21 protein-coding genes are annotated in these 26957 nt (G+C 46.9%); 17 read left to right on the forward strand and 4 right to left on the reverse strand.

Annotated elements, in window-relative coordinates:
- Nucleotides 1–176 precede the first annotated feature (176 nt).
- Nucleotides 177–1577: a polysaccharide deacetylase family protein gene (locus tag MKY54_RS08565; RefSeq protein WP_076303411.1), complete on the forward strand. Its 1401-nt coding sequence runs from the start codon at nucleotides 177–179 to the stop codon at nucleotides 1575–1577.
- 175 nt (nucleotides 1578–1752) lie between these two features.
- Here MKY54_RS08565 and ilvD read toward each other — a convergent pair whose 3' ends face one another.
- The gene (gene ilvD, locus MKY54_RS08570; RefSeq protein ID WP_339172495.1) at nucleotides 1753–3438 is read right to left on the reverse strand and encodes a dihydroxy-acid dehydratase; all 1686 of its coding nucleotides are present in this window, start codon (nucleotides 3436–3438) and stop codon (nucleotides 1753–1755) included.
- Between the two features lie 494 nt (nucleotides 3439–3932).
- On the opposite strand from ilvD, the gene MKY54_RS08575 reads away from it, so the two are divergent.
- From MKY54_RS08575 to MKY54_RS08610, 8 genes are all read left to right on the forward strand, one after another.
- Entirely contained in the window at nucleotides 3933–4886 is a 954-nt protein-coding gene (locus MKY54_RS08575; protein ID WP_076184706.1) for a glycoside hydrolase family 43 protein, read from the forward strand.
- A 405-nt stretch (nucleotides 4887–5291) separates the two neighbouring features.
- Complete coding sequence (locus tag MKY54_RS08580; RefSeq protein ID WP_076126335.1) at nucleotides 5292–7037, forward strand: extracellular solute-binding protein; 1746 nt, start codon at nucleotides 5292–5294, stop codon at nucleotides 7035–7037.
- Between the two features lie 11 nt (nucleotides 7038–7048).
- The gene (locus MKY54_RS08585) at nucleotides 7049–8020 is read left to right on the forward strand and encodes an ABC transporter permease subunit (RefSeq protein ID WP_036680973.1); all 972 of its coding nucleotides are present in this window, start codon (nucleotides 7049–7051) and stop codon (nucleotides 8018–8020) included.
- A 15-nt stretch (nucleotides 8021–8035) separates the two neighbouring features.
- Entirely contained in the window at nucleotides 8036–8971 is a 936-nt protein-coding gene (locus MKY54_RS08590) for a carbohydrate ABC transporter permease (RefSeq protein ID WP_339190209.1), read from the forward strand.
- 58 nt (nucleotides 8972–9029) lie between these two features.
- The gene (locus tag MKY54_RS08595) at nucleotides 9030–10811 is read left to right on the forward strand and encodes a sugar-binding domain-containing protein (RefSeq protein WP_339190210.1); all 1782 of its coding nucleotides are present in this window, start codon (nucleotides 9030–9032) and stop codon (nucleotides 10809–10811) included.
- A gap of 27 nt (nucleotides 10812–10838) precedes the next feature.
- A complete protein-coding gene (locus tag MKY54_RS08600) occupies nucleotides 10839–12587 on the forward strand; it encodes a sugar-binding domain-containing protein (protein WP_076141371.1) in 1749 nt (582 codons plus the stop codon).
- 42 nt (nucleotides 12588–12629) lie between these two features.
- Nucleotides 12630–14024, forward strand: a complete 1395-nt coding sequence (locus MKY54_RS08605) for a family 43 glycosylhydrolase (RefSeq protein ID WP_339190212.1) — start codon at nucleotides 12630–12632, stop codon at nucleotides 14022–14024.
- A gap of 145 nt (nucleotides 14025–14169) precedes the next feature.
- Nucleotides 14170–15117: an ArsR family transcriptional regulator gene (locus tag MKY54_RS08610; RefSeq protein ID WP_076126345.1), complete on the forward strand. Its 948-nt coding sequence runs from the start codon at nucleotides 14170–14172 to the stop codon at nucleotides 15115–15117.
- A gap of 89 nt (nucleotides 15118–15206) precedes the next feature.
- On the opposite strand, the gene MKY54_RS08615 is transcribed toward MKY54_RS08610, so the two are convergent.
- Nucleotides 15207–16247, reverse strand: a complete 1041-nt coding sequence (locus MKY54_RS08615; RefSeq protein WP_339190213.1) for a fucose 4-O-acetylase — start codon at nucleotides 16245–16247, stop codon at nucleotides 15207–15209.
- 193 nt (nucleotides 16248–16440) lie between these two features.
- Here MKY54_RS08615 and MKY54_RS08620 point away from each other — a divergent pair, with 193 nt between their 5' ends.
- The 4 genes from MKY54_RS08620 to mgrA all read left to right on the forward strand — a co-directional run bounded on the left by MKY54_RS08620 (nucleotide 16441) and on the right by mgrA (nucleotide 19864).
- Nucleotides 16441–17184, forward strand: coding sequence for an alpha/beta hydrolase (locus tag MKY54_RS08620; protein WP_076126350.1), 744 nt, complete (start codon nucleotides 16441–16443; stop codon nucleotides 17182–17184).
- 34 nt (nucleotides 17185–17218) lie between these two features.
- A complete protein-coding gene (locus MKY54_RS08625) occupies nucleotides 17219–17983 on the forward strand; it encodes an HAD-IA family hydrolase (RefSeq protein ID WP_036680986.1) in 765 nt (254 codons plus the stop codon).
- A 34-nt stretch (nucleotides 17984–18017) separates the two neighbouring features.
- Nucleotides 18018–18758 (forward strand): NAD-dependent protein deacylase, encoded by a 741-nt coding sequence (locus MKY54_RS08630; RefSeq protein WP_076192851.1) that lies wholly within the window; start codon nucleotides 18018–18020, stop codon nucleotides 18756–18758.
- A 107-nt stretch (nucleotides 18759–18865) separates the two neighbouring features.
- Nucleotides 18866–19864 carry an L-glyceraldehyde 3-phosphate reductase gene (gene mgrA / locus MKY54_RS08635; protein ID WP_076126356.1) on the forward strand — a complete coding sequence of 333 codons (999 nt, stop codon included), beginning with the start codon at nucleotides 18866–18868 and terminating at the stop codon, nucleotides 19862–19864.
- An 86-nt stretch (nucleotides 19865–19950) separates the two neighbouring features.
- Here the strand turns inward: mgrA and MKY54_RS08640 are convergent, their stop codons facing one another.
- A complete protein-coding gene (locus MKY54_RS08640; RefSeq protein ID WP_248547687.1) occupies nucleotides 19951–20847 on the reverse strand; it encodes an AraC family transcriptional regulator in 897 nt (298 codons plus the stop codon).
- A gap of 188 nt (nucleotides 20848–21035) precedes the next feature.
- Between MKY54_RS08640 and MKY54_RS08645 the strand changes: the two genes are divergently transcribed.
- From MKY54_RS08645 to MKY54_RS08660, 4 genes are all read left to right on the forward strand, one after another.
- Complete coding sequence (locus MKY54_RS08645) at nucleotides 21036–22211, forward strand: galactokinase (protein ID WP_076126360.1); 1176 nt, start codon at nucleotides 21036–21038, stop codon at nucleotides 22209–22211.
- Nucleotides 22212–22215: 4 nt separating this feature from the next.
- On the forward strand, nucleotides 22216–23202 hold the full coding sequence (gene galE / locus MKY54_RS08650) for a UDP-glucose 4-epimerase GalE (RefSeq protein WP_036680993.1): 987 nt from the start codon (nucleotides 22216–22218) through the stop codon (nucleotides 23200–23202).
- Nucleotides 23203–23256: 54 nt separating this feature from the next.
- A complete protein-coding gene (locus MKY54_RS08655) occupies nucleotides 23257–24837 on the forward strand; it encodes a UDP-glucose--hexose-1-phosphate uridylyltransferase (RefSeq protein ID WP_076184698.1) in 1581 nt (526 codons plus the stop codon).
- 163 nt (nucleotides 24838–25000) lie between these two features.
- Nucleotides 25001–26164: an iron-containing alcohol dehydrogenase gene (locus MKY54_RS08660; protein WP_076184697.1), complete on the forward strand. Its 1164-nt coding sequence runs from the start codon at nucleotides 25001–25003 to the stop codon at nucleotides 26162–26164.
- Nucleotides 26165–26345: 181 nt separating this feature from the next.
- On the opposite strand, the gene MKY54_RS08665 is transcribed toward MKY54_RS08660, so the two are convergent.
- Nucleotides 26346–26678, reverse strand: a complete 333-nt coding sequence (locus tag MKY54_RS08665) for a hypothetical protein (protein WP_339190218.1) — start codon at nucleotides 26676–26678, stop codon at nucleotides 26346–26348.
- Nucleotides 26679–26957: the final 279 nt, after the last annotated feature.

Genomic DNA, 26957 nt, shown 5'->3' on the forward strand with positions numbered 1-26957 from the left:
ATACGCCAGGTTGATTACATTGTACATGATTTTACTTTAAAAGCGTCTATTTCTTTGATACATGTGTTAAAATAGGGGGTAACGTTTTTTTATTCTACTTCACTTGGCCGTTTCACGGGTTCTGCTTGCAGACATTAGGCGAGCCAAAGTCAACTCTGGAAAAGCGGGGAATTAATATGCAGACTTTGCTGCTCTGGTTATTTTACATCTCATCATTTTATGCTTTTATCCCTGGTATGATCAGCCGGATTTTTGGTTACCGTGTCTTTCGTAAAGGAACTGGGCGAAATGAATTCGCACTGACCTTCGATGATGGACCTGATCCTCGATTTACACCATTACTGCTGGAATTACTGAAGAGGTATGATGCAAAAGCAACCTTTTTTGTAGTCGGCTCTAATGCTGAACGTTATCCTGATCTTATTCAGCGTATCCATGATGAGGGACATCTCATCGGAATTCATAATTATGTTCACAAGACGAACTGGCTCATGCGGCCAGCAACCGTCCGCCGGCAGATTCAACGTACGAATGATATTATCTATAATATTATTGGCGAACGCAGTACGTATTACCGTCCACCTTGGGGTATTGTCAATTTATTTGATATTTCCAAACGACGCCAAGTTGAAATTGTGCTTTGGTCGGCAATGTTTGGCGATTGGCGTGAGAAGCTCGGCGCCGAAAAACTCACTGAGAAGATGCTGGCCCGTCTAAATCCCGGGGAAGTGATGTTGTTGCATGATAGCGGCACAACGCTGGGTGCAGATGCGGATGCTCCAGGGAATATGCTTGTGGCTCTTGAGCAGACTCTGGAGGAAGCCCGTAAACGGGGACTACGCAGCATTCGGATTGATGAGATGATTAAGATGGCTGAGACGTCACCTATCCGGCGCTTATCTTTTGGTAAACGGGTGCTTGTAGGACTTTGGTTAGCTTGGGAACAGGTATTTCAAGCTCTTTTTCATCTCCAAACGATTACTCCGTCAGATCCTTTCCTGCATTATCGGATGCGGAAATATCAGGGCGAACTGGTTGAACTCGAGGGTGGAGAGCTGCTGCGTAAAGGCGACAAAGTCATTGAGCTGCACATCGATAATAAACAGTTGTTCGAATTAGGAATTCATTCACGTTCTTCCGCTCAACTAGCGATTCGAATGATCCGCAGAATGGAAAAGGATCTGCCCATTCTTGCTGAGATCATTGCCAAAGATGTGGATCTTGCAGAAGCCAAAGCGCTTTACGGAGTCAGCATGATTAACCGGGGACCGGAGAAATTCGGCTTTACCGTACGTGATTTGCCGGATGGCTTATTCGCACGTTCCTCCAAATTTTACTTAAGAATCCTGTTAAGTGTGATTCATCCAGCAGGTGGGGCAAGGCTTAAAGAACGGAGCGAGGTCCTTGTGCCGAAGCTTATCCTGATGCCTGTTTCAGAGCTGCTCAAAAAGATGAATCAACAGCTGCCTCATCATCCGAAAACTGCAAAAAAACGCAAATCGCAACAGGAAGAATCGTTGTCACTTAATGATTCGGTTGCAGATGTAGAAATGCCAGGTGCGACAGTAACCAATTGATTCATGATCTTATTGATAAGTATTACAGTGGACATGTAAAGAGATGTTCTACAATCCAGCGATGGGTTGTAGAACATTTTTTTATTGGGATAATTAAAAAAAGAGCAGCCCGCCAGTAGAAATACTAAGGTGGGACTGCTCTTGCTTGTTTTAATATTCTTTTTTGCTAAAGGGATTAAATCTTCAGCACTGCGCCGTTACTTGCATTGGTTACCATTTTGGAGTAACGAGCCAGGTAACCAGTTTTAACTTTAGGTTCGAATTCTTTCCAACCCGTACGACGAACTGCTAATACTTCTTCTTCAACCAGCAATTCAATCTTCCGGTTGTTGAGATCCAGCTCAATGATGTCTCCATCCTCAACAAAAGCGATCGGACCGCCTTCAGCTGCTTCTGGAGAGATATGGCCGATACTGATTCCGCGGGAAGCCCCCGAGAAACGACCGTCTGTAATCAGACCGACCTTAGCACCTAGCCCCATACCCACGATTTGTGAAGTAGGCGCCAGCATTTCCGGCATTCCTGGTCCGCCCTTAGGACCTTCATAGCGGATAACGACTACATGGCCTTCTTTAACTTTACCGTTCGCGATACCTTCCAGTGCAGCTTCTTGGGAATCAAAGCAGATCGCAGGACCTTTATGATATCCACCTACTGAAGCATCAACTGCACCAACCTTGATGATAGAACCCTCTGGAGCCAAGTTTCCATAAAGTACGGCAAGACCGCCTCTTTCGGAGTAAGGGTTGTCGATAGTATGAATTACGGAAGTATCTTGGATCTCGTGTCCGATTACGTTCTCAGCTAATGTTTTGCCGGTAACGGTCATACATTCCCCGAACAGAGCACCTGGTTTCTTCAGCAGTTCATTCAATACAGCACTAACGCCGCCCGCACGGTCCACATCTTCGATAAAGATATCAGAAGCTGGAGCCAGCTTAGCCAGATAGGGAACACGGTTTGCAACTTCGTTAATGCGTTCAAGCGGATAATCGATACCTGCTTCTTGAGCTAATGCAAGGGTGTGCAGCACTGTGTTAGTAGAACCACCCATTGCCATATCCAGTGCAAATGCGTTATCAAGGGATTCTTTAGTTACGATATCTCTTGGTTTAAGATCCAGCTTAATCAATTCCATCAGTTGTGTTGCGGATTTGCGAACAAATTCTCTACGCTCATCAGCAACAGCCAAAATTGTACCGTTACCTGGCAATGCCAGTCCAAGTGCTTCTGCAAGGCAGTTCATGGAGTTGGCAGTGAACATTCCGGAACAAGATCCACAGGTTGGACAACCGAATTGTTCTAATTCAAGCAGCTCTGCATCGTTGATTTTGCCGACTTGGTGAGCACCAACGCCTTCAAATACCGAGGTCAGAGAGAGCTTATTACCTTTACTATCTACGCCGGCTTTCATTGGGCCGCCGCTTACGAACATGGTTGGGATGTTAACACGCAGTGCGCCCATCATCATGCCCGGTGTAATTTTATCACAGTTAGGGATGCAGACCATGCCATCGAACCAATGCGCGGAAACTACAGTTTCCAAGGCGTCAGCGATGATCTCGCGGCTTGGCAGTGAATAACGCATGCCGATATGTCCCATAGCAATCCCGTCATCTACGCCGATCGTATTGAATTCAAAAGGAACGCCACCAGCTTCTCGAATCGCTTCCTTAACGATTTTACCGAACTCTTGCAAATGCACATGCCCTGGAACAATATCAATATAGGAATTGCAGACCGCAATAAACGGCTTTCCGAAATCTTCTTCTTTTACTCCGGCTGCTCTCAGGAGACTACGGTGTGGAGCACGGTCAAAGCCTTTTTTAATCATGTCTGAACGCATTTTCTTGGCTGCCATAATGACATTCCCCCCTAAATGAATTTCAATCAAATATAGTGTCGCATTAACGCAATGAACTCCAAAGACCTGCGTATATACGGTTTATAGAAAGAACGGGGACCTGCTTCCTCAATAAGAAAAGCGATGCCGTTTCTATAAAAAAAGCCGCTGTTTTGGTATAAACAGTTACCGCCTAAAATGAACGGAGAAGTCATTGTTATTAGTGAGTCTATCACAAAGAGCACGTTTTTTCTACCGGACAATGTGAAGTTTGTCGATTGACGCAAAGCGTGGGAAGTGGAGGAAAAGCTCATTTTCGAAAGGAAAGTGCTTTATTTGGAAAATGGAACAGGGTTCGGATGTATCTATTTACCACTCTAGACAACTTTAGGAGAGCTGAGTATGATGGGAGTTATTATTTTATGGGAGGTGCTGGAAAATCGGGATTTGTCTATTATTATCGCCGCGGTGGATCGTTTTTACGGGGATGAAAAGCTAAGGAGGGAAAGGGAATGTCACAGCGTACAACTTTTTTAAATCCAATTGTAGCAAGCTCAGGAGACCCATGGGTATTCAAACATACCGATGGCTATTATTACTTTATGGCCACAAAAGCTAAATGTCTGGAGCTGACGAGATCTAGAACCTTGACCGGCCTTGCGGAGGGCGACAAGAAAGTGATCTGGTCTCCCGAACCGGGGGGCAGCTACAGTTACAATCTGTGGGCGCCGGAAATTCATCATTTGGACAACAGATGGTACATTTACTACACTGCGAATGACGGAGGAGGCGACGATTCACGGCGGATTTGTGTGCTGGAGAATGAAGCAGCGAACCCGCTGGAAGGACAGTGGGTATGGAGAGGTGCTTTGCAGACACCTGTCCCAGGGTTAGATGGAACAGTAATGTCTTTGCGGGATCAGCTGTATTTTCTGTATGCGGGATATGGTCATTTTCCTGATTATGGGTCGGCTATTTACATTATGCGAATGAGTAATCCTTGGACCTTGGAAGGGGAGCATCACCTGCTTACCGCTCCAACTCTGTCATGGGAGAAGCAAGGTGGCATGGCGATTAACGAAGGTCCGGTAATTTTGCAGCGAAACAATCGTATTTTCATGGTTTATTCGGCAAGTACGACTTGGTCTGAGGATTATGCACTAGGGATGCTCACCATGAGCGAAGCGGCAGATCCTTTGCAACCGCTGTCATGGGAAAAATCAATGTCGCCTGTATTTTGCAAAAGTGTAGAGAACGGGATTTTTGCCACGGGGCACAATAGCTTCACACATTCTCCTGATGGCAAGGAAGATTGGATAGTCTATCATGCGCTTCCTTCCGCTGGAGCGGATGTGTCTTTGCGCGCGACCCGTATCCAGAAATTTGGGTGGAAGGTGGATGGGACACCAGATTTTGGGGTTCCTTGTAGGGATACGCTTGCTCAGACCGTACCGTCGGGAGAATAAGAATAAAACAGGAAATCAAGACTGAAAAGGCCATTAATTACAGAAAAACTGTAATGAATGGCCTTTTCATGTAATGCAGATATTTTTATTCGCTGTCGATAATAATTGACGAAAAACGCCTGTTTTATAAGGGGTTTTTCGCCAAAATACAGGATGGTTAGTACGGTTTTTTAATAGGTTTGTAGTTGGTATAGCCACATATTTGTTTGAGAAAAGTTCATAAGATTACAAAATTATTGTATGAAAGCGTTGACATATGAATTTTGGATGCTTATAATTCGATCTGAGATACAGAAAAACTGTATTAATCAAGGGGAGTTATCTACAGGTCAAAAAGGAGCGTGGTTCCAAGCTTTGGATTTGCTTAAGGCGTTGTGGCAAATATTTTATAGTGGGAGGTTAAGTATGAAGAACAATGCAAAGCGTTATTTTAGTCTTTTATTTGTGTTAATACTGATCATTTCGACTGTAACAGCATGTAGTGGCAACAGTGCAAACAATGGGGCTGATAAGGGTGTCTCCAACAACAAAGAGAACGAGAGCACAGCCAAAGACCCGGTTGAGTTTACAGATATCAGCGCAGACATACGCGGCAATACAGCCCCAACGCAAGAGCAAATCGACGAAGTTAATCATTCCTTGAATGATACATACCTCGGCGACGTCTTCGATGAAGTCATTCCAAATGATTACTCAGCTTATCCTGTTAAAGGTGATGTGGTTCTGGATGTATGGATGCCTGCGAATTCCAATATTCCGGATATGAACAATCATGCTGTCCAGAAGCAGGTGGAGCAATTAACGGGAATCAAAGTAAACTTCATCACGCCGCCAATCGGCCAGGAAGCGGATGCCTTCACGTTGATGATCTCCTCCGGTGAACTGCCTGACATTATCATTGAGCCGGGACGTTATCCGGGAGGTTTTGAAGCGGGCGTAAATGACGGTGCTTATATCGATCTGACAGATCTGATGGAGAAAAATGCTCCGAACTATACGAAGTGGCGCAATTCGGATGAATCAAGAAGAAAAACCACGGTCACGGATGACGGCAAGCTGCTCGGCTTCTATGGCATCGCCCCATATTCAGAGTGGACTTGGTTTGGAACATTGATTAAGCAGGAAGCGCTGGACAAAACAGGGCTTGAAGTTCCAAATACGATTGATGAATGGCATACCTTCCTGACAAAAGCAAAGGAAGTCGGATACAAAGCACCACTTAATTACGGCTCTACTTACGGCCAGATTTTTACCGGCATCATAAATGGCGCATATGGAGTATGGGATTGGACGTTCCTTGATGAGAATGGCAAAGTGGCCTGGGGGCCAGCACAGCCGAAAGCTAAGGAATATTTGACCACCATGCAGCAATGGAACAAAGAAGGATTATTGAACCCGGACTGGGCAACGGCAGACTTTAACCAGAGAATGGCGAGCGCCATTTCGGGAGATACCGCGATGATGATGGACTCTCCGGATACGATGTGGAGTTATTGGAAAGAGCAAAGCGGTATCGACTTTGTGGGCGCACTGAACCCGGTTCTGAACAAAGGAGATAAGTCCGCAACCACGTACAAAAATTTCAAAAGAGCGGGTATCGAAGCTGCGATCACCACGCAAAGCAAAAATGTAGAAGCGGCAATGGCTTGGCTTGATTTTAATTACAGTAAAAAGGGCTGGGAATTGATTAACTTTGGTGAATATGGCACGGTCCACCTGATTGATGAGACGGGAATGCCTTATTATCCAGAGAACAGTTATATCTTTAAAGACCCTGAAGGTCAGCCCGTATCGACAACCTTATGGAAATACCGGATGCACAACTGGCCGGATATCCGGGATGAGCATCATTCCAACCCGCTGATCGCTGCCAAAGGAAGTTACTCGGGAGACATTCGCAAGAATTGGACAGAAAATATGGACACCAGTATGGCTATGCCACCTATTTCCTTTACCAAAGATGAAGCTTCGCGGGAAGCCGAGCTTGGAAACCAGCTGTCGACACTGCGCGGAGAGTATTTTGCAAAAATCATAATGGGAGACCTGCCGGTAGATGCCTATGATAAATTTTTGAAAGAAGCTCAGAGTATGGGACTGGAAGAGTTTTTGAGTATCCATCAGGCAGCCTTAGATCGATATAACAAACGATAGGTGGTTGTTTTATGGAAATATTACGAAAAAACAGAGCGATAAAGCCCATTCCTCAGGACGCCAAACCTAAAAATACCAAGTTAGTGATTAAGAAGGATTTGAAAAAGAACTGGTTTGTCTATCTGTTGGCTGTCCCTGTTGTAGCGTGGTTCCTGATTTTCTGCTACGGGCCGATGTGGGGGGTTATGATCGCCTTCAAGGATTTTAAACCCCTGCTGGGGTTTGGCCAGAGCGAGTGGGTAGGGTTTAAGCACTTTATTGATTTTTTCCAAGGGCCTTATTTCTGGCGGGTCGTTAAAAACACCCTTCTCCTCAATGTTTGGGGGATTGCCTTTGGATTTACAGCTCCGATTATTCTGTCCTTGATGCTGAACGAAATCCGTGGGGTTAAGTTTAAAAAAGTGGTCCAAACGATCACCTATATGCCGCACTTTATTTCCCTGGTGGTGGTATGCGGGATCATTCATATCTTTGCCGCAGATGAAGGGATTATCACGCAAATCCTGCAATTTATCACCGGAAAAGAGTACTCTTCACTGCTCGGCTACTCTTCGTTCTTCCGGCCGATTTATACCTTCTCCGGCATTTGGCAGAGCATCGGCTGGGATAGCATCATCTACCTTGCGGCGATGAGTTCCATTGATACTTCATTATATGAAGCTGCTGAAATTGACGGAGTGGGACGGATTAAAAAAATGTGGCATATTACGCTGCCGCAGATCAGCCCAGTTATCATCATTCTGTTTATTTTTGCCATCGGCGGGTTGATGTCGTCCGGGTACGAGAAGATTATCCTGCTGTACAATCCTCTGATCTATGATACGGCGGATGTTATTGCCTCTTACGTGTATCGTCGCGGTTTAAGAGAAGCCAGTCTTAGTTATTCCACGGCTGTGGGCTTGGTCAGCTCAATCGTTAACTTCGGACTGCTCTGGATGACCAATACAATAGCCAAACGCAGGTCCGAGGTCAGCTTATGGTAAGAAAGAGGGACAGCTATGAAAGATAATTTGCAGCGTAAAGCGAAAAAAAGACGAAAACATAAATCCATCGGTGACAGAGTATTTGACGGCACACTTTATACTCTGCTGACCGCATTAACCTTGGTGTGTTTTTATCCGATCCTGCACATCCTGTTTGCCTCCGTCAGCGACCCCGGCATGTTGATTGCACATAAAGGCATTTTGCTGAAACCGCTGGGATTCACTTTGGATGGCTATAAGCTGGTATTTAAAGATAACAGTCTGATCAACGGCTATAAAAACACGATTATATATGTAGGATTAGGCACATTAGTCAACATGATCATGACCATTCTGGGAGCTTATGTATTATCCAGACGAGGATTGTATTTCAAAAACTTCATCATGATCCTGATTACAATCACCATGTTTTTTGGCGGCGGGTTGATTCCTTGGTTCTTATTAATGAAGGATATTGGTCTGTACAATAATTTGTGGGCCATGATTTTGCCAAGTGCTTTAAGCACATGGAACATTATTATCCTACGAACTAGCTTTCAATCCATTCCGCAGGAATTGGAAGAAGCGGCTACCATAGACGGGGCAAGTCAGGCCCATATTTTAACGAATGTGATTCTTCCGCTGTCCAAAGCTACGCTGGCCGTAATCTTTTTATACTATTTAGTGGGGAACTGGAACTCATGGTTTAATGCGATGGTGTTGTTGAAGGACAGACAGCTGTTCCCACTGCAGCTATTAATGAAGGAAATATTAGTAGCTAATGATGCAACCGCAACCTCGATCGGCAGTGCAGGCGGGGTAGTCATCGATAGTGCCCAGAGCCAGACGGCTTTCCGCGAGCTGGTTAAGTATTGTGCGATCGTCGTTTCTACGCTTCCTATATTAATGGTATATCCTTTCTTGCAAAAATATTTTGTTAAAGGTGTTTACGTAGGTTCGATTAAAGGATAGCGGGCAAAAAAACAAGTTCATCTTATATAGAAATTATTTAATAGGAGTGAAGTACACCATGTTGACAGAAGCAAGCAGCACATCCGTTCCACGTCCAGAATATCCAAGACCCCAATTTGCCCGTAAGGATTGGCTTAGCCTAAATGGAGAATGGGATTTTACGTTTGATGATGAAGATGTCGGTGAGGAAGAACAATGGTATCGGACGGACACAAAGGGTTTATTTTCACGGGTTATTCAAGTGCCCTTTGCGTTTCAGAGCAAGCTTAGCGGGATTGAAGATCCTTCATTTCATGATGTTGTGTGGTATAGAAGAACTTTTGAAGTTCCTGAGGGTTGGAATGGGAAGCGGATTGTCCTCCATTTCGGCGCCGTTGATTATTTGGCAAAAGTCTGGGTGAATGGTCAACTGGTGGCCGTGCATGAAGGCGGACATACACCATTTCAGGTCGATATCACTCCTTCGCTGCTCAAAGGAAGGAATACCATCATACTGCGCGCAGAGGATTTCAGCCGCGATGTCACCTTGCCGCGGGGCAAGCAATATTGGCTGGAGCAGTCTGCTGCCATCTTTTATACCCGCACAACCGGAATCTGGCAGAGTGTCTGGCTTGAACCGCTGTCTGCAGTGCATCTGAGTAAAACCATGATGACACCAGATATTGACCGCAATGAAATCCGGCTTCGGACCTTTCTGCAAGGATTTAAGTCTGCTGATCCGCTCAAGCTGCGCATAACGGTATCGTATGACGGTGAAGTGATTGCGGAAGATCAATATATGGTCATGAATGCTGAGCAGCTGCGCACTATCGGCTTGGGTGATTTTGCGGATCATGGTCTTGGACGTTTATGGAGCCCTGAGCATCCGAATTTGTATGATATTCAATTTCAATTGCTTCGGAATGAGGAAGTAATTGACGAAGTGGCGAGTTATTTCGGCATGCGCAAGGTGTCGATTGAAAATGGCAAGCTATGCTTGAATAACCGTCCATATTTCCAGAGACTGGTGCTGGATCAGGGATACTTCCCTGACGGGATACTAACCGCACCTACAGACGAAGAGCTGAAACGGGATGCCCAGCTGACGAAAGAAATGGGCTTTAACGGGGTGAGAAAACATCAGAAGACAGAAGATCCCCGGTTCCTGTATTGGTGTGATAAGCTCGGCCTGCTGGTATGGAGTGAGGCAGCCAATGCTTACGAATATTCCGAGGAGTATGTCCGCCGCTTCACGAAGGAATGGCAGGAGATCATCGAGCGCGACTATAACCATCCTTGTATTGTGACCTGGGTTCCGCTTAATGAGAGCTGGGGTGTTCCCAATGTCCAGATTGATACACGTCAGCAGCAGCACGGATTGGCTATGTATCATTTAACGAAATCCTTGGATGAGATGAGACCTGTTGTGTATAACGATGGGTGGGAGCATATGACTACAGATTTGGTGACTATTCATGACTATGAGAGCCATCAGGCAGTGCTGGAGGAGAGATATGCCACGGCAGAATCTTCTGTAAATGCGATGCCGGCCAACCGCAAAATATTTGTCGGTGGAGCTTCGTATCAAGGCCAGCCGATTCTCGTATCCGAGTTTGGTGGAATTGCCTTCAAGAAAAGTGAGTGGGAGGGCTGGGGTTATTCTGGGGCAGAGAATGAAGAGGATTTCCTGATGAAGCTCAAGGCTGTGGTTGACCCGATGTTCACTTCCCCGGTGATCCAAGGGTATTGCTATACCCAGCTGACGGATGTCGAGCAGGAAATCAACGGACTGCTCACCTATGATAGACAGCCCAAAGCTCCGCTTGAAGCGATCCGCAACATCATGATGCATATCCAATAAATAACATTTACTAAAAGGAGTTACACCATGACACAACAAGCAACGCTTCCGCGTCCTGAATATCCCCGCCCTGGCTTTGTTCGACCAGAGTGGATCAATCTGAACGGCCAGTGGCAATTCGAAATTGATCATGGCAAAAGTGGGAAGGAGCGCGGATACCCTGTTAACGATCATAATCTCTCAGGGACAATTACTGTGCCCTTCTGTCCGGAAAGCAAGCTGTCCGGTGTAGAATATAAAGATTTTATGGCTGCTGTATGGTATAAAAGGGAGTTTACCGTACCGGAGAGCTGGACAAATGGCAGAGTTATCCTTCATTTTGGCGCCGTTGATTATATGGCGGAGGTCTGGGTGAACGGCGTATCCGTAGGTACGCACCGCGGAGGATATACTCCGTTTAGCTTTGATATTACTTCTAATCTTTTAGCGGGAAGTAATGTGATTACTGTATATGCTGAAGACGACGTTCGATCGGGACGACAGCCACGGGGCAAGCAGAGTGAACAGTTCCATTCGCACGGCTGTGATTATACACGCACTACAGGAATCTGGCAGACGGTATGGCTTGAGCAAGTCCCTGAAACCTATCTGTCTAATCTGAAAGTTGTCGCTGATCCCGACAATGGCTGTGTGCACCTAGAAATGAAGGTACAAGGGAACGCTGCGGGGGACACGCTTAGGGCCACTGCTCTTTATGGCGGCAAACCCGTTGGGGACAGCAGTGTGATCGTTTCCGGACCCTCTATAAAACTTACGATTCCGCTATCAGAGATTCACTTGTGGGAAGTTGGAAACGCCAGATTGTATGACCTGAAGTTGTCCTTGCATAGTCAGGGACGGGAGAGTGACGTGGTCCATTCTTATTTTGGACTCCGCACGGTACGACTGGATGGGATGGCATTCCGGATCAATGGGAAATCCGTATTTCAGCGGTTAGTTCTGGATCAAGGTTTTTATCCGGAGGGAATCTATACCGCTCCTACTGATGAAGATCTGCGCAGAGACATCGAAATCTCAATAGGGCTTGGCTTCAATGGCGCGAGGCTTCACGAGAAGATCTTTGAACCGCGTTATCTTTATTGGGCTGACCAATTAGGTTATCTTGTCTGGGGAGAGCATGCCAATTGGGGGCTGAATATTACTGGAGCGGATAGCCTGACTCACTTCCTGCCGGAATGGCTCGAAGGTATGCAGCGTGATTTCAATCATCCCGCGCTGATCGGCTGGTGCCCTTTTAATGAGACCTGGGACCGGGACGGTGCGAAACAGCATAACCCCGTGCTCCAGATTGTTTACGACGTAACAAAACGTATGGATCCAACACGTCCAGTAATTGATACAAGCGGCAACTTCCATGTGGCTACAGATATCTTCGATCTTCATGACTATGACCAGAATCCGCAGACGTTCCGGGACAGATATGAACCGATGAAAAGTGGCGGAGAAGTATTCAATACCTTCCCGGATCGCCAAACGTATGAAGGTCAACCTTACTTCATCAGCGAGTATGGCGGAATTTGGTGGAACCCGCAGCAGAAAGATGAAAAATCATGGGGGTATGGGGACAGACCGACCTCAGAGCAAATGTTTATCGAACGCTACGAGGGGTTGACGAATGTTTTATTAGATCATCCGCTGATGTTTGGATTCTGCTATACCCAGCTGTACGATGTGGAGCAGGAAGTCAATGGACTGTACACTTATGACAGACAGCCGAAGTTCGACCCCGAGCGAATCCGCGGCATCAATGCGCGTAAGGCTGCAATTGAAGATTAGAGGCGCTACGTAACTATTCATTCGAAAGGAATGTGATAGATTATGAAAGTGAATTTCCAGCAAAAATGTCTGGTCGCCTTAAGTGTTCTTCTTATTCTTCCAATGGGGAAGGTGACCCTAGCTGTCTCTGATCATAATGACTTTTACAATGTGGTTATGCAGGACGGGGCGGACCCATGGGTGTATAAACATACAGATGGCTTCTATTATTTCACCAAAACAACAGGTGGCAATGTTACCCTCTGGAAGTCAGCCCAGTTGACCACTATTGATGCAGCGCCTACTAAAGTTGTCAACACGGGCGGTAGCGGCATCTGGGCGCCTGAGCTACATTATATAAACGGAGCTTGGTATATCTACTATGCGATGGACGACGGAGATAACGTAAACCACCGCATGCATGTAATGGAGAACACAGCGGCAGACCCGATGCAGGGAACTTGGCAGTACAAAGGCCAGATCACAGATTCAAGCAATAAGTGGGCTATAGACGGTACTGTGCTGCAAGTGAACGGCGAGCTGTATTTTATCTGGTCCGGCTGGGAGGGGAATGTTAATGTGCGGCAGAATCTCTATATCGCGCATATGAGTAATCCCTGGACCATTGATTCCGAACGCGTAGAGATTTCAAGACCAACGTATAGCTGGGAAACGAATCATTCCCCAAATGTGAATGAAGGACCACAGGTGATTATAAATGGAGAAGTCATTAGTTTGGTCTACTCGGCAAGCGGAAGCTGGACTAATGATTATTGTCTGGGACTGATCACCGCAGACATCTCCAGTGATCTGTTGAATCCGGCATCATGGAATAAACGCAATCAGCCTATCTTTTCCTCAGGCAATGGACTTTATGGACCTGGACACCATTCGTTTACAAAGTCTCCTGACGGCCAAGAGGATTGGATCATGTACCATGTCGCCAAATACAATAACGCTGGCTGGAACCGCGAGGTGCGGATGCAGAAATTCAGCTGGAATGCTGATCATACACCTAATCTGGGTATTCCCGTTGACCCTAATCTTCCGATAACTTTGCCTTCAGGTGAAACCATGCATACCCGCTACGAAGCGGAAAAAGGGACATTTGGCGGCGATGCCTATGCCTCTTCGAGTCCCAAGGGCTCGGCTGGACTTAAGGCGGGTCATATTGATACGCCGGACAGTTACGTGGAATTTTCGGTTGATGCGGCAGCCGCAGGCGAGTATATTCTTTTGGCTCGAACGGCGAATGGAACGTCTGGCGGGAATTGGTCGAATTTTCAGCTTAGTGTCAATGCAGGACCTGCCAGCCCATTCTATATCACCAATAAAGGGTGGGAGAATTGGGGGCTGTCCACAGCCCGGGTTCAACTGAAGGCAGGCATGAACAAGCTTCGTTTTACCAAAGGCGAAGGTTACGGAGAAATTGATTTCATTGATATTAAGCCATTGTGAATCGAACAAACCTAAGAGACATATGAAATGGCTTCCGGTTTTCCGGAGGTCATTTCTAGGTGAAAGGGCTTGTAGGTGTAATTGTTTTTCATCTCATTAAGAAGTAAGATTAGGATAATTATTAGGATACAAGGAGAGCTGATTTGTGCTGGAACTTAGCTTAAACGACCCGGAAAAATTAGTCACAGTAACGCATGCTTTATCAACTCGTTCTAGGGTTGATATTCTTCGGCTCTTAAACTCCAAAAACTTAAATATTATTGAAATCGCTGAGAGGCTGAAGCTTCCAGTGTCGACGGTAGCAAGCAATATTAAAGTATTAGAAGCAGCAGAGTTAATTCATACAGAATTGCTTCCGGCTTCACGCGGGGCAATGAAAGTTTGCAGCCGGAATTATGATGATCTTCATATTGCCTTGAATTTGAAAGAACCGATGTCAAAGGGATTAACTCATGTCTATGAAGTAGAGATGCCGATCGGCCATTATAGCGACTGTGAGGTATCTCCTACTTGCGGAATGGCTAATAGCGAGGGTCTTATTATCAAAGAAGATGAACCGTCGAGCTTTTATCACCCTAAACATGTCAACGCTCAGCTGATCTGGCTCCGCAAAGGATTTCTGGAATATTTGCTGCCTATGGATATCCCCTCCGGAGCACAAATTGAATCGCTGGAATTATCCATGGAGATCTGTTCGGAAGCTCCGAATTATGACCAGAACTGGCCTTCGAACATCTCTGTATGGGTGAATGGATCGGAGATCGGCATGTGGACCAGTCCCGGTGATTTCGGTGACAGGCGGGGCAAGCTGAATCCGAACTGGTGGTGGGATGGATCTACACAATACGGGTTTCTCAAGACCTGGCGTGTTGACCATGAAAAGACGACACTTGATATGGAGAAGGTGTCGAATGTTTCCTTAAATGATCTTCTGATTAACCGGAGCCCCAAATTGCGGCTGCGCATTGGAATCAACCCTGATGCAGTTCATCAAGGCGGACTTAACCTGTTTGGGCGCCAGTTTGGCGATTATGAACAACATATTATGATGAAGGTAAAATATACCATGGATCAGGATGAAGTAGAACTTTAGCTTAGGAGATGAACAAAGCAAGGCGGTTCCTCGGAAACGAATCTTCGTATCCAAGGAACCGCCTTGCTTTGTTTGTTCTGGATGTAAAGCTAGAGTGTGCGCCGTAGGGCGGCACGCTGAAGGGTGATCATCCAGTCAACGGACGGCTCAACCAGCGGGTGAAAGAGCCGTTTAACGGACGGCTGAGCCAGCAATACGGTGAATAATACGGCGGTGAGCAGCAGGACTACTGCCCCAGCAGCATTGCCAATATAGGTGTAAATCCCGGAAACGGCAGCCAGACGAACGATAAAACCATGAAGCAGGAAAACATACAACGTGCGGCGCCCCCAGTCGGTCATGCGGCTCGCTCCGTAAGGTACGAGGCCGAGGAAAGCGAGTGAAGCGACAATTTGTAGTCCGTACAGTCCCAGACGGTATACGCCTGCATACCATACATTGGCATCAATCTGCATATAGGTCATGCTGCCATATAACCAGCCAAAGGGAAATCCTGCCCCCCATGCGGCCATGATGGCAAGGAGTAGAATGGAGGCGGCTGCTGCAAAGATTTTGATATATTTCTGATAGAGCTTGACGAAGGTTTCGAAGGAGAAATGATAGCCGATAATGAAAAAAGGCAAATATACAAAGGTACGGCTGATGCTAAACCATACACCGTCCAACTGGAGATATCCGACAGCCACCCCCGCTGTTACAGCGAAGAGGAGCTTAGCGGTTATGGACCATCTGCTCATACCGAGCATCAGGAGGCGCCAGCAGGCATGACTGGCCAGAAACCATAGGAGCAGATAGGGTGCGAAAATGGAATGCTGGATGTTGCTTACATGAAAGAGGGAAACGTCGAGTGCGGAATATAAGCTTTGAAAAATGAGGTATTGCAATCCAATTTGCAGCAGCATTTTGCGGCCGGTAGTTCCGGCAAGGCTTTTTCTGGCGAAATAGCCGGTCACCAGTACGAACAGCGGCATGTGAAAGCTGAAAATCCACATATATAATCCGTGTATTCCGCTCATTTTGTTAATCAGAGGTTCAATTGCATTACCGGCAAAAACAGTGATAATAAGCATAAAACGCAGGTTGAGAAAAAAGGTTTCTCCGCGCGTTTCCAGCGAGTTTTCCCCTACCATGATTTAGCCTCCAAATTATGCTGTATGCAAATTAATTTAATTTTAAAATACTAGATTTTCTTTGATTTAATTGTGAATTAAGTCACAATAGAAAGCGTTATCATGTGTGCGAAATGTGGCGATGTGTTGAAGGTTGTTAGAATAGAGGGATTCCACTATAATTTTTATATGCATTAACATCTGGGAGTGGAACATGTTGAAGAGAAGAATAACTAAGCGTCGCGTCGCTATTTTTGTATTGATTATTTTAGTGGTAGCCGGGTTGCTGATATGGAAGTATTTAACGCCATATGCACCGGCTCAAGAAGCCGAAACCGCACTGATTTCAAGTGGTGGAGTTACCGTCGAACAGAATGATAATTGGATCTCGTTCGAACCTTCCATTACTAAGGGCGCCTCGATTATATTTTATCCTGGGGCTTTGGTTAAACCGGAAGCTTACTCCCCTCTTGCGAAGAGCGTCGCTGCTGCAGGGCATCCCTTCTACATCGCCAAAATGCCGTTTAATTTAGCCGTAACGAAGGGGGATGCCGCAGAAGAGATTATTCGTGTGCATCCGAAGCAATCTTTTGTGCTGGGTGGACATTCACTTGGGGGTGTCATGGCCTCGCGTTACGCAATTGAGCATACGGACCAGCTGGAAGGTGTATTTTTCTTAGCCTCTTATCCAGATGAAAAGGGAAGTCTGCGAGAGACTACTTTGTCAGTGTTATCGGTTGTGGGTACTGAGGATCAAGTGATTGACAGAGACAGCTACAACAAAGGGCGCTCCTATCTGCCAGATAATACAGTTTATAGTTCAATTATAGGTGGGAATCATGCGCAATTTGGCAGCTACGGGCCTCAGAAGGGGGACGGCGAAGCCACAATATCCGAGGAAGAACAGCAGAGTCGCACAGTAAGTGCCCTGTTGGATTGGCTGGGAAATCTGAGGTAGTTACGGGTCATTCAACAGAGGGAGGAAACAATTCATGCCAGTATTACACATTAACGATGAATGCGTTCCCTGCTCCGGAATATTGTTTGATAAAGACGGGACGTTACTCGATCTATTAGCCACCTGGGGGAATTGGGCGGAGCTTGTGCTGCGTGGACTGGAAGATCAACTCGCGATCATGGGAGCGGGATTTATTGTAGAGCGCAGCAAGGTGCTGGGTACGCAACATGATCCGCAAGGGAAGTTAATAGGGTACGACCCGGCGGGGCCGCTTACCATGGCTACAGAAGAAGAAAGTTACGGTGTACTCGCATGGCAGCTATATGCAGCAGGAGTTCCTTGGAATGAAGCGCTGACCCGTGTGAAAAGCATAACTAAAAACGCGATGTATGAATTACGCCGACGCCGTATGGCACAGCCTTTAGCGGGACTTCATTCTTTTTTGGAGCAATGCTCTGCGGCATCGCTTAAGCTTGGCGTGGTTACCTCCGACGGGGCAAAGACCACCGGAGAGCATTTGGAATGGCTTAATGTGGCAGGCTATTTTGATTCGGTAGTTACTAGGGACAGAGTAAAAAACGGAAAACCAGCTCCTGAAATGGCTGAATTGGCCTGCCGGGAGTTAGGGCTTTCGCCTGAAGAGACGATTATTATTGGGGACAGTAATGCCGATATGCAATTAGGTAAAGGTGCAGGGCTTCGCCTCGCAATTGGGATTTCCGCCAGTGGTGATGGGGAGCACCTTATAGATGCAGATGTAATCATTTCCGGTTTCAATGAGCTTCGGATCACTTACTGATCAGCTAATAAAAGGAAAGGATGTGCTACTTAGCATGGATCAATTGCAGACACTTGCTTCTTGGATCAAAGAAAGTGACAATATCGTTTTTTTCGGAGGGGCGGGTACGTCTACAGAGAGTGGAATTCCTGATTTCCGCTCCGCAGCTGGATTATATCAAACTCAGCACAATTCACCTTATCCACCTGAAGTGATGCTGAGCCGCACTTTTTTTATGTCCTCACCGGACATTTTTTTTGATTTTTACCGCAGTAAAATGATTCATCCAGAGGCCCGTCCGAATGGTGCGCATCAGCTACTAGCGGAGTTGGAACAGCAGGGGAAGCTGAAAGCGGTGATTACGCAAAATATTGACGGCCTGCACCAGCAGGCGGGTAGCCGTAGTGTCCTTGAGCTGCATGGTTCGATCCATCGCAACTATTGTATGGACTGCTCACGGTATTACGGGCTGGATCAACTGCTGGAAATGACTGAGATCGTTCCTCACTGCCCGGAATGTGGCGGAATTATCAAGCCGGATGTGGTTTTATATGAAGAAGAATTGGATCACTCCGTGCTTATGGGCTCTGTAGCAGCGATTGCCTCTGCAGATATGCTTATTATTGGTGGAACCTCGCTAACGGTTCAACCTGCGGCCAGTCTGGTGACTTACTTCCGGGGCAAACGTACGGTGCTGCTGAACGGAGATCCCACACCTTATGATGATCAGGCGGATCTGCTGATTACAGATCGAATTGGAAAAGTAATGGGCAGTGTCAAGGATCTATTAAGCTAGAAGGAAAAAGCTGTCCTTTGGTTTCTCTTGCCAGATTATTATTACGCTCAGAAGTTTAAAGATAAGGTAGGCTCACAACAGCGTGTAATGAGAGGCAGGGATAAGCAATGGTATATGTAGCAGACGATAAACGGTATGACAACATGCGTTATAATCGTTGCGGGAACTCAGGTCTCAAGCTCCCAGCAATCTCATTAGGATTATGGCAGAATTTTGGTGGGATCGATAATTACGAGAACGGCAGAGAAATGATCACTCGTGCTTTTGATCTTGGAATTACCCATTTTGATCTGGCCAACAACTATGGTCCACCAGCTGGTTCAGCAGAAGAGCTGTTCGGTAAAGTTCTTGCCAATGATATGTATCCTTATCGTGATGAAATAGTGATTTCTACAAAAGCAGGGTATAACATGTGGCCCGGCCCTTATGGGGAATGGGGTTCACGTAAATATATGCTGGCTAGTCTGGATCAGAGCCTGAAGCGGCTAGGCCTAGATTATGTTGATATTTATTACTCTCATCGTCCAGACCCGGAAACACCGCTTGAAGAAACCATGCAGGCGCTGGATTATGCGGTACGTTCTGGCAAAGCTTTATATATAGGACTATCCAACTATAATGCGGAGCAGACGGCTGAAGCCCTCAGTATTCTAAAAAGCCTGGGCACACCGCTCTTAATCCATCAGCCTAGTTATTCTATGCTCGATCGTTGGATTGAGGGTGGCTTACAGGATGTACTGGAACATAGTGGTGTAGGAAGCATCGCTTTTACACCCTTGGCTGAAGGCTTGTTAACCAACAAATATTTGAATGGTATTCCAGAAGGGTCAAGAGCTGCCAAGCCGTCTGCCGCCTTGAATGAGAGCCGGATTACACCGGAGGTGCAGCGGAGGATTCGCGCACTTAATCAGCTTGCGGTTTCGCGAGGACAGAGTCTGGCTCAGTTTGCACTGGCTTGGACACTCCGGGGTGGCAAGGTTACTTCTGCCCTAATTGGAGCAAGCAGAGTGGATCAGATTGAAGAGAATATAGCTGCTTTAGCTAATCCTGATTTCAGTCCGGAGGAGTTAGAGCGGATTGAAACGATTCTAAAGACAGAACTATAGCATATTGAACACAGTAACAGCCCGGTTCCTTACGTTAAGGAAGGCGGGCTGTTGTTGTATAGTGGATTTATGGATTAAAGGGCAGACTAACGTTCAGGTTTCTCTGCTTGTCTCGTTGTAGTCATCCGGTAAGCCGTCGGTGACTGGGCACAAAACCGTTTGAATTGGCGAGAGAAGTATAAAGCATCGGTGAGCCCCACAGATGCTGCTACCTGTTCCACGGACAGCTCCGGTCGTTCACGCAGCAGTTGTCTGGACTTTTCAATCCGCAGCTTCAGCAAGTAGGTCACCGGAGATAATCCGGTCTCTTGCTTAAATACACGGGACAGGTAGGCTCGATTATAACCCAACGTATCACACATTTGTTCAATAGAGACCGGGTGCGCATATTGAGAAGCCATGTAGTGGATCATTTGCTTCACAGTACGCTTAACCTGTGATTCTGCGCCGGGCAGACGGGAGAAGGAAGAGAGCAAATCAGCTGCTTCGCCGACAATGAGATAGAGATAGCCAAGCGAAGTCAGATGGGCACTCTCTTTGTTGGCGTTGAAGGCTTGCATGATGCTGGACAGGGCACCTGGAATGAGGCTTTCACCTGTTGTAGTCACCACAGGCTGTTGTGGTGTGAACCCTGTCTGCAGCACCAGATCGTCAGCTTCGCTGCCAGTAAAAGCTGCCCAGCGATAGCACCAGGGCTGGTCTTTATCCGAGACGTAACTGACTAATTGTCCCGGATGGATCAAGAAGCAGTCCCCTTTACCCAACTCATATTTATGATGTTCTGTACGGAAAACGCCTGATCCAGATTCTATGAAATGCAGCAGATAATAATCATAGATCTTGGGTCCAGCCTGATGCATGGGCAGGGTCTGACTCTGGCCGGCAAACAGTACATGAAGGTTCTGTTTATCGTAATACACTGGATTGGATCCTACGGAATAAGTATGCTCCATTTGGGACAGCCTTTCTTGTGTTAATGTCATTTAATGGCTTATAGTTTAGAGAGTAACAGTAATATATGTAATTATTATATTATGGGAAGTCACATTTATCCATACATTACACACATGATTGCATTATCAGAGGATGAATGAATCTATTATAATGAGTACATAAAGAACGCTTTACTAATTCCCACTGGCTGAAGCAGCGAAAGGATGGAGTGGCATTAATGAGCATACAGGAACTTAATAACAAATTTATTGAAAAATATGGGGTGAGCGGGGAAGAGGCTAAGGTGTTTTATGCACCAGGTCGTGTCAATCTCATCGGAGAGCACTTGGATTATAACGGCGGGTATGTACTTCCCGCAGCTTTGGAATTCGGTACAACGCTGATTGTGCGTCCACGTAGTGACAGCAAAGTGAATTTTGCATCAACTAATTTTCCTTACGAAGCTTCTATTGATTATAGCGAAATTGGCAAGGCCAAAACGGGTGAATGGATTGACTATCCGATTGGGGTAATGGTTGAGCTGGATAAGAAAAGCACCCCAGTATCCAAAGGGTACGATCTGCTGTTCCATGGCGATATTCCGAATGGAGCAGGCTTGTCCTCCTCGGCCTCTCTTGAAGTCGTTACTGCTTATGCGTTCCTGACTCTCGAAGGTGGCGATACAGACACTGTTGAGATTGCACTTTTGTCCCAGCGTGCTGAGAACCAGTACGTAGGTGTAAACTCCGGAATTATGGATCAGTTCGCAGTTGCTAACGGCAAACGCGATCATGCGATCCTGCTGATGTGCGACACACTTGAGTACAATTTGGTACCGTTCATCACAGGTTCATACAAATTGGTTATCGGCAACACGAACAAACGCAGAGGGCTTGTAGATTCCAAGTACAATGAACGCCGTCAGCAGTGTGATGAGGCATTGGCTATTTTGCAAAAAGAAGTGCCTTCACTAGCTTATCTGGCACAGCTTAATCGTGAACAGTTCGAAGCACATCAAGATAAAATCACAGACGAAATTGTAAGACGCCGCGCTCGCCATGTTGTGGAAGAGAACCAACGCGTGCTAGATTCCGTTGAGGTATTAAAAAACAATGATCTGAAGCAGTTTGGACAGTTCATGAATGATTCGCATGCGTCCTTGCGCGATTTGTATGAAGTTAGCTGTGCAGAGCTTGATATTATGGTTGAAGAAGCTGGGCGCATCCCAGGTACACTCGGTTCCCGTATGACTGGCGCGGGTTTCGGAGGCTGTACAGTATCTTTGGTACATGAAGATGATATAGAACGTTTTATTCGTGAAGTTGGTGAAGCCTATACCACAAGATCTGGTTTGGTTGGCGAGTTCTACGTTTGCGGCATCGGTAATGGTGTCCAAGAATTGAAGGGAGTGTAATCAGATGGCGATTTTAGTAACAGGTGGAGCAGGGTATATTGGGTCTCATACTGTAGCGGAGCTGCTGGATCGTGGCGAAGAAGTGGTGGTCATCGACAATCTGCTAACAGGGCATCGTGAGGCACTGCTGGGTGGCAAGCTGTACGAAGGTGATCTGCGTGATAAAGAACTGCTGGGTAAGCTGTTCGCTGAAAATGAGATTGAAGCGGTTATCCATTTTGCTGCAAGCTCTTTGGTCGGAGAAAGCATGAAGGACCCTGTAAAATATTACGACAACAACGTATATGGTACACAATGTCTTCTAGAAGCTATGCAAAAAGCTGGCGTGAACAAGATCGTATTCTCGTCCACTGCCGCAACCTACGGCGAACCGGAAAAGGTGCCGATTGAAGAAACAGACCGCACTGAACCAGCCAATGTGTATGGAGAAACTAAGCTGACCATGGAACGGATGATGGCTTGGTTTGACAAAGTACTGGGCATCAAATACGTAGCATTGCGTTACTTCAATGCAGCTGGCGCACATGCCAGTGGCAAAATCGGTGAAGACCATCGTCCAGAAAGTCATTTGGTGCCGCTGGTATTGCAAACGGCCTTGAAGCAACGTGACAGTATCGCAGTTTTCGGAGACGACTATCCTACAGAAGACGGTACTTGTGTGCGCGACTACATCCATGTCAGCGATCTGGCTGACGCCCATGTCCGTGCGGTAACTTATCTGCGCAGCGGAAGCAGCAGCAATATTTTCAACCTGGGCAATGGACTTGGATTCTCGGTAAAACAGGTGATTGAAACAGCGAAGAAGGTTACTGGACTTGAAATTCCTGTAGTCATTCAAGAACGCCGTGCCGGCGATCCGGCTGTGCTGGTAGCTTCCTCCGACAAAGCGCGTAGCGTCCTTGGATGGAACCCGCAGCATGCAGATTTGGAAGATATCATTCAAAGTGCATGGAACTGGCACTCTGCCAATCCGCAAGGATACGGAGAATAAGGGACTTTAGGTTAGCTTATCTTGAACTTGAGACCCTACTTAAGGAGAATTAAAATGCACAACGAGAATAAGATTACACCTGCTGGCCAGAAAGCATTACATGCGATTGAGCAGCTTGTTCTGTTCGCACTGCGCCAGCAGCTTATAGCTCCATCCGATGAAGATTATAGCCGTAATGTGCTGCTCGAACAGTTCGGTTTCAGTGAGCCGCATGTAGGTGACATCGATCAAAGTCCATTGGAAGGGCCGCAGGCTCCACTCGATGCACTGATTGATTATGGTTTTGAAATCGGATTGATCCCAGAGAATAGTGACACTTACCGTGACTTGCTGGATGCCAAGATTATGGGACTTCTCATGGCCCGTCCTTCGGATGTAAATGCTGAGTTCTATAGTCTGACCGCTGAAAAAGGCATCTCCGCGGCTACAGACCGTTTTTATAAATTGAGCATTGATTCGAACTATATTCGGATGGATCGGATCTCGAAGAATGTCTACTGGCTGCAGGATTCGCCGTACGGAGACATTGAAATGACGATCAATTTGTCCAAGCCTGAGAAAAATCCGAAGGAAATCGCAATGGCTCGGCTGCTCCCGCCGCCAGTCTATCCGAAATGTCTGCTGTGCCGTGAGAATGTAGGTTATGCCGGACGGATCAATCATCCGCCGCGCCAGAACCTGCGTATCATTCCGCTTAACCTGAATAATGAAAAATGGTTCTTCCAATACTCGCCATATGTTTACTACAATGAGCACTGTATTGTATTCCATCATGATCATGTGCCAATGAAGCTTACCAAGGATACCTTGAAGCGGCTGCTTAGCTTCGTGGAATCATTCCCGCATTATTTTATTGGCTCAAATGCAGACTTACCGATTGTTGGCGGCTCTATTCTGACGCATGACCATTTTCAGGGCGGACGTCATACATTCCCGATTCAAAAAGCGCCTAAGGAAGATATATTTACACATGCATCTTATCCGGGTGTCAGCATTAATATCGTAAAATGGCCGATGTCCGTATTGCGCTTAAATGGAGAAGATCCTGCGGTTCTATTGGAATGCGGAAATGCGCTTTATGAAGCTTGGAAAGCCTACAGCGATCCAGAGGCGGAAGTGCTAGCCTTTAGTGAGGTTGACGGTGATGTACAACCTCATAATACCGTTACTCCTATCGTACGCCGGGCCGAGGACGGCAGCTTCGAGATGGATCTTGTGCTGCGGAATAACCGGACTAATGAGCAATATCCTGAAGGGATTTTTCATCCACACCGGGAAATGCATCATATCAAGAAAGAAAACATCGGCTTGATTGAAGTTATGGGACTGGCGATTCTGCCGGGCCGTTTGAAGGAAGAACTCGATTCCACCGCAGGTATTCTTGCAGGAGATCAAGCGCTGTTAGAAGCGGTGAAGAATGACCCTAGTCATTCTCTTGCGCAGCATGCGGCTTGGATTCAGGAGCTGGTGGAGCGATTCGGAACTGCACTGCAACACGAGGAAGCGCTCAAGATTGTGCAGAACGAAGTTGGCATCAAGTTTACGCATATTCTTGAACACGCTGGCGTTTACAAACGGACTCCAGAAGGTCAAGCGGCTTTCCGCCGTTTCGTAACAAGCTTCGGCGCTTTGTAGTAAGTGAATTTGGATTTAAGGATGACCTCAAGCCTATGGGCTTGGGGCATCTTTTTTTATTCGGAATGACGAAACCCAGCCACCTAATTTGAATGCGGGTAACCAGAGGTTTATAATACGAAGGAGTAAGACATTATGAATTAACTACTGGAGGTTTACACATATGCGTAAATTTGAATTTTATAATCCTACCAAGCTGATTTTTGGACAGGGTACCCTTGAAGCCTTGAAGACGGAGGTTCCTAAGTACGGTAAAAATGTGCTTTTGATGTACGGTGGCGGCAGTATCAAGCGCAGTGGTCTGTACGATAAAGTAGTTGCTGAGCTGAGTTCAATAGGCGCTACAGTGACTGAACTCTCTGGAGTAGAACCCAATCCACGTCTTTCCACAGTACATAAAGGCGTAGAGCTGTGCCGGGAGCATAATATTGACCTGGTTCTTGCAGTAGGGGGCGGAAGCGTATTGGACTGCGCAAAAGCTGTTGCTGTTGGAGCGAAATATGATGGTGATATGTGGGACTTTGTAGAGCGTAAAGCAGCGGCTCAAGACGCGCTTCCACTGGGTACAGTGCTGACAATGGCTGCTACGGGTTCCGAAATGAATAATGGCTCCGTAATCACAAACGAGGTTACTAAGGAAAAAATGGGCTGGGGCAGCGTGCATGCCTACCCGGCATTCTCGATTCTTGATCCAGAGAACACTTTTTCTCTGCCACGTGATCAGACCGTTTATGGCATGGTGGACATCATGTCACATGTACTGGAGCACTATTTCCATACAGACGGCAATACACCGGTACAAGACGGGTTCTGTGAAACTTTGCTGCGCACTGTAATTGAAACCGCGCCGAAGCTTATCGAAGATCTGAACAACTACGAGCTGCGTGAGACCATTATGTACTGCGGTACGATGGCGCTTAACGGAATGGTCAGCATGGGTTTTGCCGGAGATTGGGCGACTCATAATATCGAGCATGCAGTGTCGGCTGTATACGATATTCCGCATGGCGGAGGTTTGGCGATTCTGTTCCCGCAATGGATGAAATATAATCTCAGCACAAACCCTGCGCGTTTCCGTCAGCTTGCAGTAAATGTGTTCGGAGTTGAACCTGCTGGCAAAACTGATGAAGAAATCGGGCTGGAGGGTATTGAGGCTCTGCGTAATTTCTGGGATTCCATCGGTGCGCCGAAGACGCTCGGAGATTATGATATTGATGACAGCGAGATCGGCAGTATGGCTGACAAGGCTGTTCGTTTCGGAGCGTTTGGTAATTTCCGCAAGCTTGAGCGTGAAGATGTAGTTGAGATTTATAAAATGGCTTTGTAAGTAATTCTTCTACGAAAAGAGACCATTTGTCTTTATTCCAGAAGTCACAATAGAATGTCAAAGAAGCGATTCCTCCGTTATGGGAGAATCGCTTCTTTGTATTTATGGTCTAGTGTGACTTGCTCCTCTGGCTATACTTTTCTGTCGTGCTCATCCCAAGAACTCGCTGCCGCTGGCGAACCTACGCTGCCGCTGGCCGAACCTCCGCTGCCGCTGGCGTACCTCCGCTGCCGCTGGCGAACCTCCGCTGCCGCTGGCGTACCTCCGCTGCCGCTGACCGAACCTCCGCTGCGGCTGGCGTACCTCCGCTGCCGCTGGCGAACCTCCGCTGCCGCTGGCGAACCTCCGCTGCCGCTGGCATACCTCCGCTGCGGCTGGCGGAACTCCGCTGCGGCTGGCGGAACTCCGCTGCCGCTGGCGAACCTCCGCTGCCGCTGGTCGTACCTCCGCTGTCTCTGGCTAGATCTCCGCTGCCGCTGACTGATACCCACTGCCGCTGATCGCACCTCATCAATCACTGTTCGCACCCGTAATCTAATCCGTCGACCGTCCTCCAGAGTCTTACGGACCCAGCTGACGTTATTTGCGAATTTTCAGCCTTTTGAGCAAGTTTTCGGACACCAGAGACACTATTGCTTCGAAATGGTCTTATATTTGCTGGTTTTCATGCCAATAGGGGCTATGCGGTCCGATAGCATACCAAATGTCGGATAAATCGGCGAATAGGGTCTGCTGAGTCCGATAGGCCGAGGCGTAAGCAACATAGCCTCTTCATATGCGCGAGAGTGTTACC

It is taken from the genome of Paenibacillus sp. FSL P2-0121 (genome assembly GCF_037975345.1).
Classification (GTDB): Bacteria; Bacillota; Bacilli; order Paenibacillales; family Paenibacillaceae; genus Paenibacillus_AQ; species Paenibacillus_AQ odorifer.

Coding starts and splice junctions, on each gene's coding strand:
- MKY54_RS08585 (WP_036680973.1), top strand. CDS start 7,049: ATGGAAATATTACGAAAAAACAGAGCGATAAAGCCCATTCCTCAGGAC.
- MKY54_RS08630 (WP_076192851.1), top strand. CDS start 18,018: ATGGATCAATTGCAGACACTTGCTTCTTGGATCAAAGAAAGTGACAAT.
- MKY54_RS08605 (WP_339190212.1), top strand. CDS start 12,630: ATGAAAGTGAATTTCCAGCAAAAATGTCTGGTCGCCTTAAGTGTTCTT.
- MKY54_RS08565 (WP_076303411.1), top strand. CDS start 177: ATGCAGACTTTGCTGCTCTGGTTATTTTACATCTCATCATTTTATGCT.
- MKY54_RS08595 (WP_339190210.1), top strand. CDS start 9,030: ATGTTGACAGAAGCAAGCAGCACATCCGTTCCACGTCCAGAATATCCA.
- MKY54_RS08575 (WP_076184706.1), top strand. CDS start 3,933: ATGTCACAGCGTACAACTTTTTTAAATCCAATTGTAGCAAGCTCAGGA.
- mgrA (WP_076126356.1), top strand. CDS start 18,866: ATGGTATATGTAGCAGACGATAAACGGTATGACAACATGCGTTATAAT.
- MKY54_RS08640 (WP_248547687.1), bottom strand. CDS start 20,847: ATGACATTAACACAAGAAAGGCTGTCCCAAATGGAGCATACTTATTCC.
- MKY54_RS08580 (WP_076126335.1), top strand. CDS start 5,292: ATGAAGAACAATGCAAAGCGTTATTTTAGTCTTTTATTTGTGTTAATA.
- galE (WP_036680993.1), top strand. CDS start 22,216: ATGGCGATTTTAGTAACAGGTGGAGCAGGGTATATTGGGTCTCATACT.
- MKY54_RS08620 (WP_076126350.1), top strand. CDS start 16,441: ATGTTGAAGAGAAGAATAACTAAGCGTCGCGTCGCTATTTTTGTATTG.
- MKY54_RS08625 (WP_036680986.1), top strand. CDS start 17,219: ATGCCAGTATTACACATTAACGATGAATGCGTTCCCTGCTCCGGAATA.
- MKY54_RS08600 (WP_076141371.1), top strand. CDS start 10,839: ATGACACAACAAGCAACGCTTCCGCGTCCTGAATATCCCCGCCCTGGC.
- MKY54_RS08615 (WP_339190213.1), bottom strand. CDS start 16,247: ATGGTAGGGGAAAACTCGCTGGAAACGCGCGGAGAAACCTTTTTTCTC.
- MKY54_RS08645 (WP_076126360.1), top strand. CDS start 21,036: ATGAGCATACAGGAACTTAATAACAAATTTATTGAAAAATATGGGGTG.
- MKY54_RS08655 (WP_076184698.1), top strand. CDS start 23,257: ATGCACAACGAGAATAAGATTACACCTGCTGGCCAGAAAGCATTACAT.
- MKY54_RS08590 (WP_339190209.1), top strand. CDS start 8,036: ATGAAAGATAATTTGCAGCGTAAAGCGAAAAAAAGACGAAAACATAAA.
- MKY54_RS08660 (WP_076184697.1), top strand. CDS start 25,001: ATGCGTAAATTTGAATTTTATAATCCTACCAAGCTGATTTTTGGACAG.
- ilvD (WP_339172495.1), bottom strand. CDS start 3,438: ATGGCAGCCAAGAAAATGCGTTCAGACATGATTAAAAAAGGCTTTGAC.